General features: G+C 71.3%; 19 protein-coding genes. 9 read left to right on the top strand and 10 right to left on the bottom strand.

Going from position 1 to position 19,004, the window contains the following annotated elements; translation table 11 throughout:
• Positions 1 to 63: 63 nt before the first annotated feature.
• Together EBE87_RS09945 and EBE87_RS09940 are read left to right on the top strand one after the other, a co-directional pair.
• Positions 64 to 840, top strand: a complete 777-nt coding sequence (locus EBE87_RS09945) for an SH3 domain-containing protein (protein WP_147426129.1) — start codon at positions 64 to 66, stop codon at positions 838 to 840.
• Between the two features lie 50 nt (positions 841 to 890).
• Entirely contained in the window at positions 891 to 1,895 is a 1,005-nt protein-coding gene (locus EBE87_RS09940) for an asparaginase (RefSeq protein ID WP_120639498.1), read from the top strand.
• Between the two features lie 51 nt (positions 1,896 to 1,946).
• Here the strand turns inward: EBE87_RS09940 and EBE87_RS09935 are convergent, their stop codons facing one another.
• Both EBE87_RS09935 and aspS read right to left on the bottom strand, forming a co-directional pair.
• Positions 1,947 to 2,813, bottom strand: a complete 867-nt coding sequence (locus EBE87_RS09935) for a cell envelope integrity EipB family protein (RefSeq protein ID WP_120639499.1) — start codon at positions 2,811 to 2,813, stop codon at positions 1,947 to 1,949.
• A gap of 36 nt (positions 2,814 to 2,849) precedes the next feature.
• The gene (gene aspS / locus EBE87_RS09930) at positions 2,850 to 4,652 is read right to left on the bottom strand and encodes an aspartate--tRNA ligase (RefSeq protein WP_120639500.1); all 1,803 of its coding nucleotides are present in this window, start codon (positions 4,650 to 4,652) and stop codon (positions 2,850 to 2,852) included.
• Between the two features lie 135 nt (positions 4,653 to 4,787).
• Here aspS and rnd point away from each other — a divergent pair, with 135 nt between their 5' ends.
• Positions 4,788 to 5,972 carry a ribonuclease D gene (rnd, locus tag EBE87_RS09925; protein ID WP_120639501.1) on the top strand — a complete coding sequence of 395 codons (1,185 nt, stop codon included), beginning with the start codon at positions 4,788 to 4,790 and terminating at the stop codon, positions 5,970 to 5,972.
• Positions 5,973 to 5,990: 18 nt separating this feature from the next.
• On the opposite strand, the gene EBE87_RS09920 is transcribed toward rnd, so the two are convergent.
• The 5 genes from EBE87_RS09920 to EBE87_RS09900 form a co-directional block, all read right to left on the bottom strand.
• The gene (locus EBE87_RS09920; protein WP_120639502.1) at positions 5,991 to 7,895 is read right to left on the bottom strand and encodes a PAS domain-containing sensor histidine kinase; all 1,905 of its coding nucleotides are present in this window, start codon (positions 7,893 to 7,895) and stop codon (positions 5,991 to 5,993) included.
• Positions 7,896 to 8,084: 189 nt separating this feature from the next.
• Positions 8,085 to 8,522, bottom strand: a complete 438-nt coding sequence (gene trxC / locus EBE87_RS09915) for a thioredoxin TrxC (RefSeq protein WP_120639503.1) — start codon at positions 8,520 to 8,522, stop codon at positions 8,085 to 8,087.
• Entirely contained in the window at positions 8,519 to 9,397 is an 879-nt protein-coding gene (locus tag EBE87_RS09910; protein ID WP_120639504.1) for an MBL fold metallo-hydrolase, read from the bottom strand. The genes trxC and EBE87_RS09910 overlap by 4 nt, the downstream gene beginning before the upstream one ends.
• Before the next feature lie 61 nt (positions 9,398 to 9,458).
• Complete coding sequence (locus EBE87_RS09905; RefSeq protein WP_199707601.1) at positions 9,459 to 10,370, bottom strand: 1-phosphofructokinase family hexose kinase; 912 nt, start codon at positions 10,368 to 10,370, stop codon at positions 9,459 to 9,461.
• A 94-nt stretch (positions 10,371 to 10,464) separates the two neighbouring features.
• Complete coding sequence (locus EBE87_RS09900; protein ID WP_120639507.1) at positions 10,465 to 12,783, bottom strand: xanthine dehydrogenase family protein molybdopterin-binding subunit; 2,319 nt, start codon at positions 12,781 to 12,783, stop codon at positions 10,465 to 10,467.
• A 126-nt stretch (positions 12,784 to 12,909) separates the two neighbouring features.
• Here EBE87_RS09900 and EBE87_RS09895 point away from each other — a divergent pair, with 126 nt between their 5' ends.
• Positions 12,910 to 13,803: an SMP-30/gluconolactonase/LRE family protein gene (locus tag EBE87_RS09895; RefSeq protein WP_120639508.1), complete on the top strand. Its 894-nt coding sequence runs from the start codon at positions 12,910 to 12,912 to the stop codon at positions 13,801 to 13,803.
• Between the two features lie 9 nt (positions 13,804 to 13,812).
• On the opposite strand, the gene EBE87_RS09890 is transcribed toward EBE87_RS09895, so the two are convergent.
• Complete coding sequence (locus EBE87_RS09890; RefSeq protein ID WP_120639506.1) at positions 13,813 to 14,730, bottom strand: hypothetical protein; 918 nt, start codon at positions 14,728 to 14,730, stop codon at positions 13,813 to 13,815.
• A gap of 179 nt (positions 14,731 to 14,909) precedes the next feature.
• Here EBE87_RS09890 and EBE87_RS09885 point away from each other — a divergent pair, with 179 nt between their 5' ends.
• Positions 14,910 to 15,146 (top strand): hypothetical protein, encoded by a 237-nt coding sequence (locus EBE87_RS09885; protein ID WP_147465025.1) that lies wholly within the window; start codon positions 14,910 to 14,912, stop codon positions 15,144 to 15,146.
• 6 nt (positions 15,147 to 15,152) lie between these two features.
• Here EBE87_RS09885 and EBE87_RS09880 read toward each other — a convergent pair whose 3' ends face one another.
• Together EBE87_RS09880 and EBE87_RS09875 are read right to left on the bottom strand one after the other, a co-directional pair.
• Positions 15,153 to 16,112 (bottom strand): Bug family tripartite tricarboxylate transporter substrate binding protein, encoded by a 960-nt coding sequence (locus tag EBE87_RS09880; RefSeq protein WP_120640878.1) that lies wholly within the window; start codon positions 16,110 to 16,112, stop codon positions 15,153 to 15,155.
• Positions 16,113 to 16,247: 135 nt separating this feature from the next.
• Positions 16,248 to 16,958 carry a winged helix-turn-helix transcriptional regulator gene (locus tag EBE87_RS09875; RefSeq protein WP_120640879.1) on the bottom strand — a complete coding sequence of 237 codons (711 nt, stop codon included), beginning with the start codon at positions 16,956 to 16,958 and terminating at the stop codon, positions 16,248 to 16,250.
• A 65-nt stretch (positions 16,959 to 17,023) separates the two neighbouring features.
• Between EBE87_RS09875 and EBE87_RS09870 the strand changes: the two genes are divergently transcribed.
• The 4 genes from EBE87_RS09870 to EBE87_RS09855 all read left to right on the top strand — a co-directional run bounded on the left by EBE87_RS09870 (position 17,024) and on the right by EBE87_RS09855 (position 18,910).
• Positions 17,024 to 17,452: a VOC family protein gene (locus EBE87_RS09870; protein WP_120640880.1), complete on the top strand. Its 429-nt coding sequence runs from the start codon at positions 17,024 to 17,026 to the stop codon at positions 17,450 to 17,452.
• A gap of 4 nt (positions 17,453 to 17,456) precedes the next feature.
• The gene (locus EBE87_RS09865; protein ID WP_120640881.1) at positions 17,457 to 17,969 is read left to right on the top strand and encodes a VOC family protein; all 513 of its coding nucleotides are present in this window, start codon (positions 17,457 to 17,459) and stop codon (positions 17,967 to 17,969) included.
• Positions 17,970 to 18,043: 74 nt separating this feature from the next.
• Positions 18,044 to 18,430, top strand: coding sequence for a DUF6152 family protein (locus EBE87_RS09860; RefSeq protein ID WP_120640882.1), 387 nt, complete (start codon positions 18,044 to 18,046; stop codon positions 18,428 to 18,430).
• 12 nt (positions 18,431 to 18,442) lie between these two features.
• Positions 18,443 to 18,910, top strand: a complete 468-nt coding sequence (locus EBE87_RS09855) for a DUF2214 domain-containing protein (protein WP_120640883.1) — start codon at positions 18,443 to 18,445, stop codon at positions 18,908 to 18,910.
• Positions 18,911 to 19,004: the final 94 nt, after the last annotated feature.

The following is a 19,004-nucleotide window of genomic DNA, read 5'->3' as shown; positions in this document are numbered from 1 at the left end:
CTGCATCCCGGGTTTGTACGCCATCGGGCCCTTGGGCCGCGGGCCAATGCAGGGAGGCGTTTCGTGACATCCAAACCGTGGACCGGAATGGCCGGCCTGATGGTGCTGCTGGCCTTGCCCATGGCTCTTTCCGGCTGCGACGACGCCGCCCCCAAGGCCCAGGCGGCCCAGAATGCCCCCATCGGCAAGGCGAACGAGGCACGGCAACTGGCCGAGGCCAAGCTGCGCGAGGCGCTGCGCGGCGAACTGAGCATCAGCCAGGTGGAGACCTTCCCGCAGGCGGATGCGGCCACGGTGGCGGTCTGCGGCCAGGTGGCGCTGAAGGGCGGCCAGAAGGCGCCATTCGTGTCCCTGGTGACGCTGCATCCGGAAGGCGCGGCGGAAGCCGTGCCGGCGGTGGAGCAGCATGTCGCCACCGATGACGTTTCCGCCACCCGTGTCTATGTCGAAACCCGCAGCCGCTGTACCGAGAAGGCGGCCCAGGTCACCCAGCGCCTCACGGCGCCGCCGCGCCTGCCCCCCATTCCGGCCGACCTGCGCACCCTGGCCCCGCCGGCCCCGCCCCAGGTGGCGCGGATGGAGGCCGAGGCCGCCCAGGTCGCTGCCCAGGCCCGCGGCGGCATCGCGATGCGCCAGAACGGCAATCTGCGCGCGCGGCCGGGTGGCGAGGTGCTGCGGGTGGTGCAGCGCGGCGCCAGCCTGCGCGTCTTTGCCGAGGCGCCGGGCGGCTGGCTGCAGGTCGGTTCAGATTCGGCCGAGGGCTGGATGCATTCCAGCATGGTGACCCGCATGGCGCTGCCCGAGGCCGCGCCGACCCTGACGACCGCCGCCGCGCGCTGAAGCCCGCCTTGTGCTAAGCCTGGGGTTCCCGGACCGCAGGCAGGTTAGGCATGGACAGACGCGCACCCCGCATCGCTTTCATCGGCACCGGAGGCACCATGGCCTCGCTGGGGCGGGGGCCGCTGGATATCCAGGACTATGGTGTGGCGGGCCAGGTGTTGGATGCCGCCGCCATCCTGGCCCGCGTGCCGGAGCTGGTGCAGGTCGCGGATGTCTTTCCCGTGCCCTTCAGCACGGTGATCTCCTCCCATATCGGCTTCAAGGAATGGCGCGCCCTGGCGCTGGAATGCGAGCGGCTGGTGGCGGCGGAGCCGGAGCTCGCCGGCATCGTCATCGGCCATGGCACCTCCACGATGGAGGAAACCGCCTATCTGCTGTCCCTGACGCTGAAGGTGGCGGTGCCGGTGGTGATGGTGGGGGCGCAGCGCCCGGCCTCGGCGCTCTCCTCCGACATGGGCATGAACCTGCTGAACGCGGTGCGGGTGGCCGCCAGCCCGGCGGCGCGGGGCCTGGGCGTGCTGGTGCTGCTGAATGACGAGATCCACGCGGCGCGGGACGTGAGCAAGACCTCCACTTGGCGCCTGCAGACTTTCCGCACGCCGGATTTCGGTGCCCTGGGCCATGCGGATGGCGACCGCGTCGCCTTCTACCGCCGCCCGCTGCGCCGCGTGGCGCCGGAAACGGAATTCGACATCCGCAGCCTGCCGGCCCTGCCGCGGGTCGATATCGCCTATTCCCATGCCGATGCCGATGGCACCGCCATCCGCGCCTTCGTGGCGGCGGGGGCGCAGGGCATCGTCAGTGCCGGCTTCGCCCCCGGCTCCGGCACGCCGGCGGAGGTGGAGGCGCTGCGGCAGGCCATGGCCTCCGGGGTGGTGGTGGTGCAATCCACCCGCGTCGGCAGCGGCCGCGTCGTGATCGGGGAGCGGATGGGGCGGGACGGCTTCCTTTCCGCCGACAACCTGACGCCGCAGAAGGCGCGCATCCTGCTGGCCCTGGCGCTGACCGTGACGCGCGACCCGGCCGAGCTCACCCGTATCTTCGAAAGCTATTAAGCGCGAAGCGGCGCGCGGGGCCCGGCCGGTGGCACGGGCCCCGCGCCGCCCTCAGCAGTCGTGCGGCAGCGGTTCCAGCTTCTCCAGCTGGCCGTTCATGATGAAGTCGCCGAAATCCATCTTCATCTCGTCGGCGATGCCATTGGCGAAGTAGCGCAGCCCGACCTCGTAGGACGGCGTGCTGGCCCCGGCCGAGGCATCGCGGTCGAAGAAGGCGATGCGCATCCGCGCGCTGGCCTGGTCGGCCAGCAGCGGGAAGCGCGGATCGGCCAGCGGCGGCGTCCAGGGGGAGAGGATGGTGGTGCTGTCCTGCGCGCCGTCGTCATTGGTGCCGTCGAAGAGCGGCACGTTCAGCATCTTCTGCCCGGCCTTGGCCATGGCCAGGGTGCGGATGGTATGCGCCATGGGCAGGATGGTGCCGGGGGGCAGGGTCATCTCCTGCACCTCCGGCTGCTCGTAGCGCACGGTTCCGCCCTTGTCCCCATCCAGCTCCGCCTCGCCCGAGACGCGCTGGGTGACGGCACCCTGCGCCATCTGCGTCAGGGTGAAGCGCAGGCGCTTGCCGTCCTTGCTCTCCCAGGTGGAATAGTCGGAGCCGGTGTCCACCGTGTCCCCCGCTTTGTCCACCACGTTCAGCGTCAGGCGCTGGCGGGTGGTCCAGCCGTCGCAGGCATCCCGCACCTCGAAAAGCATGGCGCCCTGGGCCTGGACCACCTGCCCGTCGGGGCGGGTGCTGTTCAGGCTGAGGCGGTAGGCGGCGCGGTGGGCCGCCATGGCCTGCGCGCCCTCGATGGGCGTGGCCTGGGTGGCATTGGGCGTCGCGGCGGGCGCCGGGGCCTGGGCCCCGGAAGGTGTGGCGAGGCCCAGAACCAGGGCGGCCGCCATGGCGGTGGTTCCAAGCAGGTCGCGCAGCCGCATGGCCGTATGCTCCTTCAGTCCGTTTGCTCCGGAGAGTTAGGGTGCCTTCGGCGCCACCGCACCCTTGGTCGGCGGCAAATCCAGCTTGATGGAGAGTTCTTTAAGCCGCGCGGGCTCCACCGGGGCCGGCGCGTGCATCATCAGGTCCTGCCCCTGCTGGTTCAGCGGGAAGAGGATGACCTCGCGGATATTCGGCTCATCGGCCAGCAGCATCACCATGCGGTCGATGCCGGGGGCCGAGCCGCCGTGCGGCGGCGCGCCGTAGCGGAAGGCGGCCAGCATGCCACCGAAGCGGTCTTCCACCGTCTGCTCGTCGTAGCCCGCGATCTCGAAGGCGCGGATCATGATGTCCGGGCGGTGATTGCGGATGGCGCCCGAGGACAGCTCGATGCCGTTGCAGACGATGTCGTACTGGAAGGCCTTGATCTCCAGCGGGTCCATGGAGTTCAGCGCCTCCAGGCCACCCTGCGGCATGGAGAAGGGGTTGTGGCTGAAGTCGACCCGGCCGGTCTCCTCGTTCAGCTCGTACATCGGGAAATCGACGATCCAGCAGAAGCGGAACTCGCCTTCCTCGATGAGCTTCAGCTCCTCGCCCAGCTTGGTGCGGACCTTGCCGGCGAACTTCGGCGTCTCGTCGCGCTTTCCGGCGGCGAAGAAGACGGCATCGCCCGGCTGCAGGTTGCAGGCGGCGCGAATGGCCTCGACGCGCTCGGCCTCCAGGTTCTTGGCGATGGGGCCCTTGGGGCCCTCGGCGGCGAACTGGATATAGCCCAGGCCCCCGGCGCCCTCGGCGCGGGCCCATTCGTTCAGCTTGTCGAAGAAGCCGCGCGGGTTCGCGGCCGCGCCCGGCGCCGGGATGGCGCGCACGATGCCGCCGCCGGCCACAACCTTGGAGAAGAGCCCGAAGCCGGATTCACGGAAGTGTTCCGTCACATCCGTGATCTTCAGCGGATTGCGCAGGTCCGGCTTGTCCGAGCCGTATTCCAGCATCGCCGTGTCGTAGGGGATGCGCGGGAAGGGCGCGGGCGTCACCTTCCGGCCGCCGCCGAACTCGTTGAAGATGCCTTCCATCACCGGCTCGATCGCCGCGAAGACGTCTTCCTGGGTGACGAAGCTCATCTCAAAGTCGAGCTGGTAGAACTCGCCCGGGGAGCGGTCGGCGCGGGAGGCCTCGTCGCGGAAGCAGGGGGCGATCTGGAAGTAGCGGTCGAAGCCCGCCACCATGGCCAGCTGCTTGAACTGCTGCGGCGCCTGCGGCAGCGCGTAGAAAGTGCCGGGATGGTTGCGCGAGGGGACCAGGAAGTCCCGCGCGCCCTCGGGGCTGCTCGCCGTCAGGATCGGCGTCTGGAATTCCGTGAAGCCCTGGTCGATCATGCGGCGGCGGATGGAGGCGATGACGCCCGCGCGCAGCATGATGTTGCGGTGCTGCTTCTCGCGCCGCAGGTCCAGGAAGCGGTAGCGCAGGCGCAGGTCCTCGGGGAATTCCTGCTCGCCGGCCACCTGGATGGGCAGCACATCGGCGTGGGACTGCACCTCCAGGGCCTTCACCCGCAGCTCGATGGCGCCGGTGGGCAGCTTGTCGTTCACGGTGCCGGGCTCACGGGCCACGACCTCACCGGTGACGGTGATGACGCTTTCCGGCCGGATGGCATCGGCGGCGGCGAAGACATCGGACCCGGCGGGAAAGACGCATTGCGTCAGGCCATAATGGTCGCGCAGGTCGATGAAGAGCAGACCGCCATGGTCGCGCTTGCGATGCACCCAGCCGGAAAGGCGCGCGGTCTGGCCGGCGTCGCTGGCGCGCAGCGCGCCGCAGGTGTGAGTCCGGTAGGCGTGCATGCGAATAAAACCCCGGGGAACGGTAAAAACGGGCGAAGAAGGGGCGGGGCAGGGCGGCCTGTCAAGGCCGCTGTGGCCTTTGCCGCCGGAGGGCCGCTTTGCGCTTGGCCCCGGCTTCGCTAGAACCTGTGCATAATGAGCCGACGTCAGCAGGCCCAGGACGCCGCCCCTGTCCTGATCACCACCACGGACGAACTCGCCGCGCTGTGTACTCGGCTGCGCGAAGAGCCCTTTGTCACCGTCGATACCGAGTTCATGCGGGAGAGGACCTATTGGCCCGAACTCTGCGTGGTGCAGCTCGGCGGCGCCGAGGACGTGGCGGTGATCGACGCCATGGCCGAAGGGCTGGACCTGGCACCCCTCGGGGAATTGCTGGCCGACCCCAAGGTCATAAAAGTCTTCCATGCCGCGCGGCAGGATGTGGAGATCTGCATCATCCGCTTCGGCGCCCCGCCCCGGCCGCTGTTCGATACCCAGATCGCCGCCATGGTGGCCGGCTTCGGGGACCAGGCCAGCTATGACAGCCTGGTGCGCGGCCTGGCCGGCGCCTCCATCGACAAGGCGCACCGCTTCTCCGACTGGGCGGCCCGCCCGCTTTCCCCGGCGCAGATCGCCTATGCCGCCGCCGACGTGACGCACCTCCGCCGCGTCTATACCGCGCTGCTGGAGCGGCTGACGCAGGAAGGCCGCCTCTCCTGGGTGGCCGAGGAAATGGCGGAGTTGACCGACCCCGCCACCTACCGCCAGGACCCCGAGACGGCCTGGGAGCGCCTGAAGCCCCGCACCAGCAACCGCCGCTTCCTGGCCGCCCTCCGCGCCGCCGCCGCTTGGCGGGAGCGGGAGGCGCAGCGCGTGAACATCCCCCGCCAGCGCCTGGTGCGGGACGAGACGCTGCTGGAGATCGCCGCCACCAGCCCCACCACCACCGCCGAGCTGAGCCGCGCGCGCGGCATCAGCAAGGGCTTCGCGGAAGGCAAGACCGGCGCCGGGCTGCTGGCGGCGCTCGCCGCCGCCAAGGCCCTGCCGGAGAGCGAGCTGCCCGAGGCGCCGCGCGAGCCGCGCCAGGGCCCGCCGGCTTCCCCGGCGCTGGTGGCGCTGCTGAAGGTGCTGTTGGCCGCCAAGGCCGAGGAGCATGGCGTGGCGCCCAAGCTGATCGCCAGTTCCGACGAGCTGGAGCGCCTCGCTGCCGAGGCGGAGCCGGAGGTGCCGGCGCTGCATGGCTGGCGCCGCCTGGTCTTCGGGCAGGCGGCCATGGCGCTGAAGGGCGGCAAGCTGGCGCTGGGCGTCGAGGGCCGCAAGGTCAAGCTGATCCAGAGCTGACGGGGCGCGGCCGGCGCCTCAGCCAGGGGCAGGTGCCTCGGGCGTGGCCGTGCGTTGCAGCAGCAGGCTGCAGCGCAGCCCTTCCCGCGCGAAGTCCAGGTTGGTGGTCATTCCGGACCGCGTGCTGAGCCCACGCTCCAGCAGGCGCATCCCGAAACCCTTCCGCGACGGCGGGCCTTCCACCGGCGGGCCGCCGTGCTCGCGCCATTCCACCCGCTGGGCGCTGCCATCCGCTTCCGCGTGGCAGGTGATGCTGACATAGCCGCCGGCAACCGAGAGGGCGCCGTACTTGGTGGCATTGGTGGCGAGCTCGTGCAGCGCCATGGCCAGGGAGAGCGCCTGGGTCGGGTCCAGCGCCTCGCTCTCGGTGCAGCCGCTGAGGTCCAGGCGGATGCCGTCGTCCCGCACCACGGCGGCATCGATGACATCCCGCAGCGCCACGCCACGCCATTCCGTCTGGGTCAGCAGGTCATGGGCGCGCGCCAGCGCGATCAGGCGCGCCTGGAAGGAGGGGCCGAAGTTGGAGAGGCTGGCGGAGCCCCGCGCCGTCTGCATGGCCATGGCCTGCACCACGGAAAGGGTGTTCTTGACCCGGTGGTTCAGTTCCAGGGTCATCAGGCTCTGGCGGACCTCGGCGGCGGCGCGCTCCATCGCGGCCCAGGCCCGCTCCGCCGCGCCGCGCGCGAAGGAGACCTCGTCGTCGCTCCAGGCCCGGGGGGCGCTGTTGTGCACGAACAGAAAGGAGACGATCCGTCCGCCCTCCAGCACCGGCGCCCAGATGAAGGAGCGGACGGAAAGCGCCAGATGCGCCGGGTAGGACTTCCGCGTCCTGGGGTCGGTCGCGGTATCGGCGACGGAGGTGCCTTCCAGCGGGCCGATGGAATCGGCGTAGTCGTCCCAGAACTCGCGCAGGTTCCAGTGCCCGGCGATGCTCTCGACGCTGCCGTCGGTCCAGTCCCGCTCCACCCATGAAGCCTCCGCCGGGTTGGTGATGGCGAAGCCGGCGCGGGAGGCGCCGAGGGTGCGCCCGATCACCTCCGCCGCCGCGTGGGAGATCTCCCCCGGCTCCCGCAGCTCCCGCAGGCGGTCGCCCAGTTCCACCAGGGCCTCCAGCCGCGCCTCGGAGCCCTTGCGGTCGTGGATATCCTCGCTGGTGCCGTACCAGAGCAGGATGCGGCCGCCCGGGTCCCGGCGCGGGTTGGCGCGGTTGCGGAACCAGCGGAAGCCATCGCGGGTGCGCATGCGGACTTCGTGGTCGAAGGGGGCGCCCGTGGCCAGGCTGTGCCGCCACTTGCCGGCGATCCGCTCCCGGTCATCGGGATGGATGGAATCCAGCCAGCCCCAGGCCTGGATTTCTTCCAGCGTCAGGCCGGTGAGGGCGGTCCAACGGGCGCTGAAATCGATGATTCCGCCCGCCGGATCGGTGGTCCAGGGGATCTGCGGGCTGAGATCGACGGTGTAGCGGAGCTTCTCCTCGCTTTCCCGCAAGGCCTGCACGGCTTGCCGCTCCCGCGTCTGGTCGCGGAAGATGAGCAGCAGGCCGGCCTGCTGCCCGCCCGGGCCGCGCAGCACCGTGGCCGAGCCGCTGGCCCAGAAGCGGCTGCCGTCGGCCCGGTGGTGCCACCGCTCGATCGGGGCGCACCCGTCGGCCATGGCCAGGGTGGCTTCCTGGGCGGGGATGCCGGCGGCACGCTCCTCCGGCGTGAAGAAAATTTCGTAGGGCGCGCCGGTGATCTCCCTGGCCTTCCAGCCCAGGACCCGCTCGGCCCCCGCATTCCAGGAGGTCACCCGCAGCCCGGCATCCAGGGCCACGATGGCATGGTCGGTGGCGCTGTCGAGCAGCCAACGCAGCCGCTCCTGCGCCTCCGGGCCTGGCGGGAGGACATGCCTGGAGGGAGGCAGCTCACTGTTCCGTTCCGCCATGTCCTGCCCCTTCCGCCATGTGGCTCCTCAACGGGCCTGCGGCGATGCACTGAACAGCTTGTGCGCCGCAGCGGAATGTAAACGCTACAGAAGCGTATCGGATGGCAAGCCTTATCGTGCGGGCGCGAAAGCCGCGGCCCCTGCAATGTCATCCCTGATGCCTGCTGGATGGAAGGAAGGCGGGAGCCCTCAGGGCGCCGCCGCCTGGGCCCAGCCGACGATCCGCCCCGCCGGCATGGCCCCCGCCTGCCGCGCCACTTCCCGCCCGCCCGCGAAGATCGCCAGCGTCGGGATGGAGCGGATGCCGAGTTCCTGCGCCAGGCGCGGCGCTTCCTCGGTGGAGACCTTCACCAGGCGCATGCGGGGCTCCAGCGCCTGGGCGGCGGCCTCGAACTGCGGCGCCATGGCATGGCAGGGGCCGCACCAGGAGGCCCAGAAATCCACCAGCAGCGGGATGCCGCTATGGGCGACGTGGCGGCGGAAGCGTTCCTCCGTCAACGGCACGGGCCTGGCCTGGAACATCGGCTGGTGGCACTGGCCGCAGCGCGGGCCATCGGCCAGACGCGCGGTGGGGACGCGGTTGAGCGCGTCGCAATGCGGGCAGACCAGGGTGGTGCTGTCGGTCATGCTGGGCTCCAGCCCTTGGGCGTGACGGGGATGCGCAGGTAACGCACGCCATTCGCCTCCGCCTCGGGGAAGCGGCCGGCGCGGATATTCACCTGGATGGAAGGCAGCAGCAGCAGCGGCGCCGCCAGCTGCGCGTCCCGCCCGGTGCGGAAGGCAACGAATTCCTCCTCCGTCCTGCCGTCCTTCACATGCGGGTTATGGGCACGCTGCTCGGCCACCGTGCTCTGCCAGGCGAAGCTGTCGCGGCCCGGCGCCTTGTAGTCGTGGCACATCCAGAGCCGCGTCCGCGGCGGCAGCGCCAGCAGGCGCTGGATGGAGCGGTAAAGCTGCCGCGCGTCGCCGCCGGGGAAATCGGCCCGCGCGGTGCCGTAGTCATGCATGAAGAGCGTGTCGCCCACGAAGACATCGTCGCCGATGCGGTAGGCGATGTCGGCGGGGGTATGGCCGGGCACATGCAGCACCTCCACCTCCAGCCCGCCCAGCGGGAAACGCTCGCCGTCGCGGAAGAGGCGGTCGAAATCGCCGCCATCGGGCTTCACGTCATCGGCGGCGAAGACCGGGCGGAAGATCTTCTGCACTTCCTTGATATGCTCGCCGATGCCGATGGGCGCGCCGCTGCGGGCCTTGAGATAGGGGGCTGCCGTCAGGTGGTCGGCATGGGCATGGGTTTCCAGCACCCACCGGATCTCCACGCCTTCCCCGGCGGCGGCCTGCAGGATGCGGTCGGCGAAGCCGGTATCGGCCTCGCCGGAGCGGTTGTCCCAGCCCAGCACCGGGTCGATCACCGCCGCCGCGCGGCTGGCGGGGTCCCAGACGAGGTAGCTGACCGTGTTGGTCGGCTCGTCGAAGAAGGCGCGAATGGTTGGCTGTTCCATGGGTCGTCTCCTCCTGCCCCTCCAGTTAGGCAGGCGGGGCAGGCATGGGAAGGGCCGCGCCTCAGGCGGTGGCGAAGAGCCGGTCCACGTCCTCCCGCCGGCAGAGCTGGGTGCCGGGGCGCAGCAGCGCCGCCGCCCCCGCCGCCATGCCGAAGCGCACCGCCTGGCGCGGCGTCTCGCCGCGCGAAAGGGCCAGGGCCATGGCGGCCACCATGCTGTCGCCGGCGCCCACCGTGCTGCGCACCGGCACGGGAATGGCGGGGAACTGCTCCTGCTCCTCCCGCGTGATCAGCATGGCGCCGTCACTGCCGAGGGAAAGTACTACGATCTCCGTGATGCCATCCTCCATCAGCCCGCGCGCGGCCACCACGCGGGCGGCGGCATCGGGCAACTCGCGCCCGGCCAGCATCTGCAATTCCCGCAGGCTGGGCTTGATCAGATAGGCGCCGCGCGTTTCCCGCAGCGCCGGGCCGGAACTGTCCACGATCAGGCGCGGGCCGCCCGGCGGCAGCATGGCGCCGAGGCGGGCATAGATATCCGCCGGCACGCCCGGCGGCAGGCTGCCGCTGGCCACCACGAAGGCGGCATCGCGCGCGCGTTCCGCCACCGCTTCCAGGCAGGAATCCAGCTCCACGGCGCTGAGGTCGGGGCCGGGCAGCACGAAGCGGTATTCCGCGCGGCCTTCCGCGCGCTCATCCACCGTGAAGCTCTGCCGCGTCTCGCCGGCGATGGGCACGGCATGGGGCCGCAGCCCGGTGCCGCCGCGCAGGGTGGCCAGCAGGGCCTGGCCGGTGGGGCCGCCGGCGGGAAACACCGCCTCGGCCTCGCCACCCAGGGCATCCACCACCCGCGCCACGTTGATGCCGCCGCCGCCGGGATCGCGGCGCGGCACGTCGCAGCGCAGCTTGTGCTCGGGCACTACGCGCTCGGTGGTGGTGGAGATATCGAGCGCGGGGTTGAGGGTCAGGGTCACGATCATGGCGCCAGACTAGGCGCCGTTCGCCCCGCCGTCATGTCAGGGCGTGTAACGGTGCCGGGGGCGCACCGCGCCCCCGGTCATTCCGGCTTCAGGCGGCGTGCAGCGCCTTCCAGACCACTTCCGGCGTCGCCGGCATGTCCAGATGGGTGATGCCATCGACCGAAAGCGCATCCACCAGCGCGTTCATCACCGCCGGAGGCGAACCCACGGCGCCGGCCTCGCCCGCGCCCTTCACGCCCAGCGGGTTGGTCTCGCAGGGGATTTCCACCAGCTCCACTTCGATGGAGGGCACATCCGCCGCGCGCGGCAGCGCATAGTCGTTGAGGCTGGCGGAGACGAGCTGGCCGGTCTCGGGGTCATAGACGGTGCGCTCCATGAACGCCTGGCCGATGCCCTGCACCACGCCGCCATGCACCTGCCCGCGCACGATCAGCGGGTTGATGGCATGGCCCACGTCATCCACCACGATGTAGCGGTCGATGGCGATATGGCCGGTCTCCGGGTCCACCTCGACCTCGGCGATGTGGCAGCCGTTGGGGTAGGTGCCATGCGGCACGGCGGCCACCTCGGCGGCATCCAGCGTGGTGGCGCTCTCGCCGCGCACGGCGCGGGCGCGCTGCGTCGCCGCCAGCTCCAGGATGCCGATGCCGCGGTCGGTGCCGGCGATGCCGAAGCGCCCGCCCTCGAACTCGATATCGGCGGCGGCCGCTTCCAGCACCTCGCCGGCCGCCTGCTTGCCCTTCTCGATCACGGTGGCGGCGGTGGCGAGCAGCGCCGTGCCCTCGGAATACAAGCTGCGCGCGCCGCCGGTGCCGCCGCCGGAGGGCGCGGCATCCGAATCGCCCTGCAGGATGCGGATCTTGTCCATGGGGATGCCAAGCTGGTGGTGCGTCAGCATGGCATAGGCCGTCTCATGCCCCTGGCCGGTGGATTGCGTGCCCACCAGCACATCGACATAGCCGTCCTCGGCGAAGCGGAATTCGGCGCGCTCGCTGGGGTCGCCGCCGGTGGCTTCCAGGTAATAGGCCATGCCGATGCCGCGCCGCAGCCCCTTGGCGGCGGAGGCCGCGCGGCGCGCCGCGAAGCCGGCCCAGTCGGACTTGGCCATGGCCTTGTCCAGCACCTGGCTGAAGTCGCCCGAATCGTAGTTCTGGCCGACCGGGGTGGTATGCGGCATGGCGCTCTGCGGCACCATGTTGCGGCGGCGCAGCTCGATGCGGTCGATGCCCAGCTCGCGCGCCGCCGAATCGATCAGCCGCTCCACCAGGTAGTTGCTTTCCGGCCGACCGGCGCCGCGATAGGCATCCACTGGCACGGTATTGGTCACCACGCCCAGCACATTGGCGTAGATGGCCTCGAAGCCATAGACGCTGGCCAGCACCTTGGTGCCCGCGCCGCAGGGGATGAAGGGCGCGAAGGTGGAGAGATAGGCGCCCATGTCGGCGTAGTTGCGGGTGCGCAGCGCCAGGAACTTGCCGTCCTTGTCCAGCGCCAGCTCGCCTTCCGTCAGGTTGGCGCGACCCTGGGTGTCGGACTGGAAGGCCTCCATCCGCTCCGAGGCCCATTTCACCGGGCGGGACAGGCGGCGCGCCGCCCAGCAGCAGAGCGCATATTCGGCGTAGAGGAAGATCTTCATGCCGAAGCCGCCGCCCACATCGGGGGTGACGACGCGGAAATTCTCCGGCGGCAGGTGGAAGACCGACTTGCCCAGCAGGTCCTTGATCAGCCAGGAGCCCTGGGTGCCGGCATGCAGCGTGAAGCGGCTGGTGGCGGGATCGTATTCCGCCAGGGCGGCACGGCCTTCCATGCTGTTCACGACGATGCGGTTGTTCACCACCGTCAGCTTGGTGACATGCGCGGCGCTGGCGAAGAGCGCCTCGGTCCTGGCCTGGTCGCCCACCGCCCAGTCGAAGCAGACATTGTTGGAGGCGCTGTCCCAGACCTGCGGCTGCCCGGCCTTCGTGGCGGTGGCGAGGTCGGTGGCGGAAGGCAGGATGTCGTAATCCACCATCACCGCCTCGGCCGCGTCACGCGCCAGCTGCACGGTGTCGGCGACAATGAAGGCCACCGGGTCGCCCACATGCCGCACCCGCTCCACCGCCAGGCCGTAGCGCGGGGTATTGGCGCGCAGGCTGCCGTCGCGGTTCTTCAGCGGCACGGCGCAGGGGATCTCCCCCAGCCCATCGGCCAGCCAGTCCTGCCCCGTCAGCACCGCATGCACGCCAGGGATGGCGAGGGCGGCGCTGGTGTCGATCGAGACGATCCGTGCATGGGCATGCGGGCTGCGCAGCAGGTAGCCGTGCAACTGCCCGGGCACCGAGATGTCGTCGGTATAGCGGCCGTTCCCCTTCAGCAGCCTGGGGTCCTCGACGCGCCGCACGGATTGGCTGAGGCCGAACTTCGCCATGGACATGCTCCCGCATTTCTTCTCGGCCAGCATCATCGGACGAGGCGGCGGCAAAAGGGAAGGGGGGTCGCGATCAAGACCGGGCGGGACTTGCGGCGCCGCCGCCCCGGGCGCACTTCCGCCGCCATGAGCTTCCCTGCCCCCCGCGAGCTTTCGCCCCGCCTGCTCTCCCGCCTGCCGGACCGCCACCGCAGCCCCCGCCGCACCGCCTGGGCCGATGCCCATCTCGGCGGGCGGGAGGTCGACAGCGCGCTGGACGCGCCCTGCTTCGACGCCGCCGGCAACCTGCATGCGGTGGATACCGCCTTCGGCCGCGTCTTCCGCGTCACGCCCACCCAGTGGCCGGTGGTGACGGAATACGAGGGCTGGCCCGCCGGCCTCGCCACCGGCCCCGCCGACAGCCTGCTGCTGGCCGACCGCCGCCACGGGCTGATGAGCCTGGATGCCGCCACCGGCGCCATCGCCCCTCTGCTGGAAACGGCCGGTGGCGAAGGCTTCAAGGGACTTGGCGCCGTGGCCACCGGCCCCGGCGGGCAGGTGCTGCTGAGCGACTCCGGCCGCAGCGGCTTGCAGGACGCGGGTGGCTGCCTCTGGCGCTTCTGGCCCGACGGGCGGCTGGACCGGCTGATGGGCCGCATCCCCGGCCCGCGCGGCATCGCCCTCGGCCGTGGTGGCCGGCATGCCTTTCTGGCGGTGGCGGGCTCCGCCGAGGTCTGGCGCTTCGCGCTGGATGAGAATGCGCCGGCCGGCATGACCGGCCTGTTCTTCCGCGCCCCCGGCGGCATCGCCGGTCCCGCCGGGCTGGCGGTGGATGCGCATGACCGGCTTTTCGTGGCGCAGCCGGGGCACGGCATGATCTGGGGCCTGGATGCCTTCGGCGTGCCGGTGCTGGCCATCGACTGCCGCGCCTTCGGCCGTTCCCCCACCGGGCTCTGCATGGCGCCGGACGGCGTCACGCTGCTGGTGACGGAAGCCGACAGCGGCAGCGTGCTGAGCGTGGAACTGCCCGCCCCCGGCTGAAGCCGCCGGTCAGGGCAGCCAGCGCCGGTCGCAGGCCGCCACCAGGGCGGTATAGGCGGCGGCCGGCATGTGATCCGAGCCCGGCGCGCCCGGGCTGCCTTCCAGGCATTCCCGCAGCAGCGGCGCCAGCTCCGCCCCCGGCAGGCCGAATTGCGCCAAGTCCTCCGGCAGGCTGGCGGCGCCGGCCTCCAGATAGCGGTTGCTGGCCTCCGGCCGCTGGCCCGGGCGGAGGCGCAGCAGCACGATGCGGGTGGCGTAGGGCGGCTGCCCGGCCGGGTCGATGGCCGTGGTGGGGCACATCATCCCCGCCAGGGCGCTGCCCGGCGGCGTGGGGTGGAAGAGGCTGAGAAACACCGGCGCCACGCCGGCGCTGGTCATCCGCAGGTCCAGGCACAGGCTGCCGCCGAGGCTCAGCACCGGGCCGGTGGCGAAGACGGCCCCCACTACCAGCGATTGCGCATAGGTGGCCACCAGCCCTTCCGCCCGCCGCGCCGCGGGCTCGACCACCAGGGAGCCGCGGATCAGCCGGCCCCGGTAATAGGGCGACTGCGCATGGGAATAGCTGGCGTAATGGCCCAGCAGATAGGCTTCCGGCAAAGGCTGGGCCTGCGGGGTGGAGGCACGCTCCAGCGCGGCGGTGGCGGCGGGGTGGCGGGCGGCGGCGGCGTCCAGGAATTCCTCCAGGCTGCAGGCGGCCAGCCAGCTCCCCGGCCGCTCCAGCCCCAGCACCAGCGCCCAGTCCTCATAGACACGTGGGGAGCGCGGCAGCGTGCGCCCCTGCATCCACTTGTAGGAGCGGTCCAGGTCGAAACCGGTGGCCGGGTTGATGCGCCGGAAGGCCGCGCAAAGCTCCTTCTGGCCGCCCAGGCCCAGAAGGATCAGCGTCGCCCGCAATTTTTCCGGGAGGTCCCGCACGGGCGCCTGCATGGGCTCCGCCCCATCGCATGGTTCTGCCTCCGTAATGCGCCGGAGCGGCGGAGGGATGCGCGGCGGCGGCCCGGCGCGCCTTGTTGATCCTGGCCTGGAGAATCCAGCCATTTCCGTGGCGTGGCGCGGCGGGCAGGCGCCCGATGGCCCCTTCCGATCTGGCGGAAAGGACCATGCCCGTGACCGAATTCATCCTTGTGCTGGCCACGGCAGCCGGCCTCGCGGCCGCGCCCGCCACGCTGCCGGCGGCACCCGCCGCGACGGCGCCGCCGCCACCCTCCCTGTCCCGCGCCTTCCGCACCTATCCCGATGCGGCCAGCTGCGAGCAGGCGGCGGCGGCCCTTACCGCGCCATCCGGCGCCCGGCTGCTGTGCCTGCCGGTGGAAAGCAGTTCCCTGGTCGAGACGGCTTTCTGAGCCTGCTCAGCCTTCCATCGTCACGCCGGTCAGCCGCACCATCTCCGCCCAGCGCTCCACCTCGGCGCGCTGGAAGGCGGCGAATTCGGCGGGCGGCAGCGGGTCCGGCGTGAAGCCGGCGCCGGCGAGGCGGGCGGCCACATCGGCCTCGCCCAGGGCGGCCAGCATGGCATCGGCGATGCGCTTCACCGTCGCCGCATCCGTGCCGGCGGGGGCGAAAAGGCCGAACCAGGCATCCACCGCCAGGTAGGGCGCGCCGGCCTCGGCGGCGGTCGGGATCTCCGGGAAGTCCTTCAGCCGGGCGGGGGCGCCGACCTCCAGCGCGCGCAGCCGGCCCTCGCGCACCAGCGGCGCCACGGAAGGGAAGGTGGCCACGTAGAAATTCACGATGCCCGCCACCGTGTCCGTCGCCGCCGGGGCGGCGCCGCGATAGGGCACATGGGTGGCGTCCAGCTTCTCCCGCCGCGAGAGCGTCTCGGAAATCACGTGGCTGGCGGAGCCGGCCTGGGAGGAGGCATAGGTCAGCCGCTCCTTCTTGCCACGCGCGATCAGGTCCGCCAGCGTCTTGTCCGGCGCATTGGCCGGCACCACCAGCGCGTGGTGCACCGTGGCCAGCTTGGCCACGGGCGCGAAGCTGTCGGTGACGTGGTAGGGCAGGCGCTGCATCATCGACTGGTTGCTGGCATGGGTCTGGTTGTGGCCCAGCACCAGCGTATTGCCGTCGGGGGCGGATCGCGCGGCGGCCTCGGTGCCGATGATGCCGCCGGCGCCGGCGCGGTTGTCCACCACCACCGGGCGGTCCAGCGAGACCTGGGCCTTGTCGGCCAGGGCGCGGGCCAGGATGTCGGTGGGGCCGCCGGGCGGGGCGGGCACGATCAGCTTCAGGGGCGTGTTCTGGGCGCGGGCCAGGCCGGGCAGGGCCAGCCCGGCGGCCAGGCCGGAAGCCAGAAGGGTGCGGCGGTGCATGTGTTGTTTGCTCCCAGTTCCCTCCCCGGCGGGAAGGTTATGCGCCCTGATTGAGACCAGTGGCGGGACAGAAACAAGGGCCCGGCGGCGCGGCGGGCCCTCATACCGGGCTGTGGCCGCCGCAGCGGCAGCTTGTCAATCGGCGGTGGCGGGCGGCGGCGCCTTGGGCGGCAGGGGAAAGAGGCTTGGCAGCCGGTCGGCCAGGGCGCGGTCGCCGGTGATGCGCAGCGCGCCGGCGGCTTCCAGCCCCGCCCAGGGCTGGCCGCCATAGATGGCGGCGGCCATGGCGCGCGGCGTGCCTTCCAGCAGCAGGTCCGCGCCTTCGGCCGGGCCGGCGGCGATGGCGATGGCGCCGCCGGAGAGCCGCGCCAGGTAATCCTGTCCCTCCAGCCGCAGGCCGATCCGCGCCTCGATGCCCGCCGCCCGTGCCGGGTCCAGCATGGTGCGGAGCGACAGCAGCAGGGAAGCGGCGCTGAAGGGCAGCGTCGGGTCATGGAAGGGGGAGCGCGCGGCCCAGCGGCCCAGGGCCTGGAAGACCGGCTCGCTCTCCAGCCCCCAGGGGGTCAGGGCATAGACCTGGGCATTGGCGGGCGGCGGCAGGCGGCGGCGCTCCAGGATGCCGGCCGCTTCCAGCCCTTCCAGCCGCTGGGTCAGCACATTGGCGCTGATGCCGGGCAGGTTGGCGCGCAATTCGCTGAAGCGGCGGGGACCGAACATCAGCTCCCGCATCACCAGCAGCGCCCAGCGCTCCCCCACCAGGTCCAGGGCATGGGCGGCGGCGCAGGCATCCTCGTACCAGCGTCGCTGCGGGCTCCCGGCTTCTTTAGTAACTTTTGATAACTTCATGGTTGCTTTTAATAACCGAATCGCGGCCTGATCGGCAACGCCAAGAACCCCAGAAGGAGGAAACCATGGCCCGGATGATCTTCGTGAACCTGCCTGTCAGCGACCTGTCGAAGTCCATGGCTTTCTACGCGGCCATCGGCGCGGTGAAGGATGCGCGCTTCAGCGACGACACCGCCGCCTGCATGACCTTCTCCGACGCCATCCACGTCATGCTGCTGACCCACCCGAAGTTCCGCCAGTTCACGCCGAGGCCCATCGCCGATGCCCGCGCCGGCACCGAGGTGCTGCTCGCCCTCTCCGCCGAGAGCCGGGAGGCGGTGGACGGCATGGTGGAGCAGGCCACCGGCGCCGGCGGCAGCGCCGACCCCGGCCCGCGCCAGGACTACGGCTTCATGTATGGCCGCAGCTTCGAGGACCCGGACGGCCATATCTGGGAGGTGATGTGGATGGACGTGGCCGCCTTCGAGGCCGCCAAGGCACCGGCGGGGGGCTGAAGCCATGTCCTGCACCCTCTCCAGCCTCACCACCTGCCTCTGGTTCGATGGGCAGGCGGAGGAGGCGGCGGAATTCTATGTCTCGGTCTTCCGCGCCGCCGGGCGCGAGGCCGGCATCGGGCCGATGCTGCGCGTGGGCGAGGCCGGGCCGGACCCGGCCGGGCGCCCGCTGGTGGTGCCTTTCACGCTGGATGGGCAGAGCCTGCTGGGCCTGAACGGCGGCCCGCACCACCGCTTCACCCCCGCCATCTCCCTGGCCGTGCGCTGCGCCGGCCAGGAGGAGCTGGACCATTTCTGGCACCGGCTGCTGGAAGGCGGCAAACCTGATCGCTGCGGCTGGCTGACGGACCGCTACGGCCTGTCCTGGCAGGTGGTGCCGCAACCGCTGATCGAGATGCTGGGCGATGCCGATACCGCCGCCGCCGGCCGCGCCATGCAGGCCATGATGGGCATGGTGAAGCTGGATATCGCCCCCCTGCGCCAAGCCTTCGGGGCAGCCGAGCCCGCGAAGGCGTGACGCGGCGGCGCATCGATTCCAGCGGCGCCACGCCTACATGCCTGTTATCCACCGATCAGGCAGGAGGCAGGATCATGGCTCTGCACCGGTTCGGACGGCGCCTCGGCGCCGGCCTGGTTGTCGCGGCGCTGGGGGCGACCGGCGCCGGCGCGCATCACGGCTGGTCCTGGGCAGAGGGCGAGCAGCACGAGCTGCGCGGCACCATCCGCGAGATCTATATCGGCCAGCCGCACCCAACGCTGCGGGTGGAAACGGCGCGGGACGGGCTCTGGATCGTCGAGCTGGGCAATCCCGGCCAGACCGCCCGCGCCGGCTTCACCGAAGCCTCGGCCAAGCCCGGCGACACGGTGGTTGCGCTGGGCAACCGCTCTCTCCAGGCCGGGGAGAAGCGGATGAAGGCCGTGCGCATCACGGTGGGTGAGCGCCGCTACGACATCTACCCCGACCGCATCCAGGGCTGAGCCCGCGCCCTGGTGGAATGGCTGGCGCAATGGCCGGTGGCGGTGGCGCTGCGGCAATCCGCGCTGGCCTATCCGCTGGTGAACGCGGCCCATATCCTGGGCATTGGGCTGCTGCTGGGCAGCATCGCCACGCTGGACCTGCGGATGCTGGGGCTGTTCCGCGCGGCGCCGCTGGCGGTGCTGGCGCCGCCGCTGTGGCGCATGGCGGGCTGCGGGCTGGGCCTGGCGGCGGCCATGGGTTTCCTGCTCTTCAGTACGCGGCCGGCGGCCTATCTTGAAAACCCGGCCTTTTTGCTGAAGCTGGGGCTGGTGGGCCTCGGCCTGCTGAATGTGCTGGCGCTGCACCTCAACCCCGGCTGGAAGCGGGCCCTGGCCGGCACCAATGAAGCCGGGGCGGGTCTGCGCCTGCCGGCCCTGATCTCGCTGCTGGCCTGGACCGGCGCGCTGCTGGCCGGGCGCTGGATCGGCTTCCTGTTCTGACCCGGCACTCCGCGGCACGAAGCAGGCCGCGGGCGAGGATGCCGATTGGAACGGGAGGCCGGGGCGCCTGAAGGCCACCCCGGCGCGGGAAGCA

This window comes from Teichococcus wenyumeiae (genome assembly GCF_003696345.1).
In the GTDB taxonomy this organism is placed as follows: Bacteria; Pseudomonadota; Alphaproteobacteria; order Acetobacterales; family Acetobacteraceae; genus Pseudoroseomonas; species Pseudoroseomonas wenyumeiae.
Note: the sequence above shows the minus strand (reverse complement) of the source record. Positions and strands in the feature narration are given on the sequence as shown.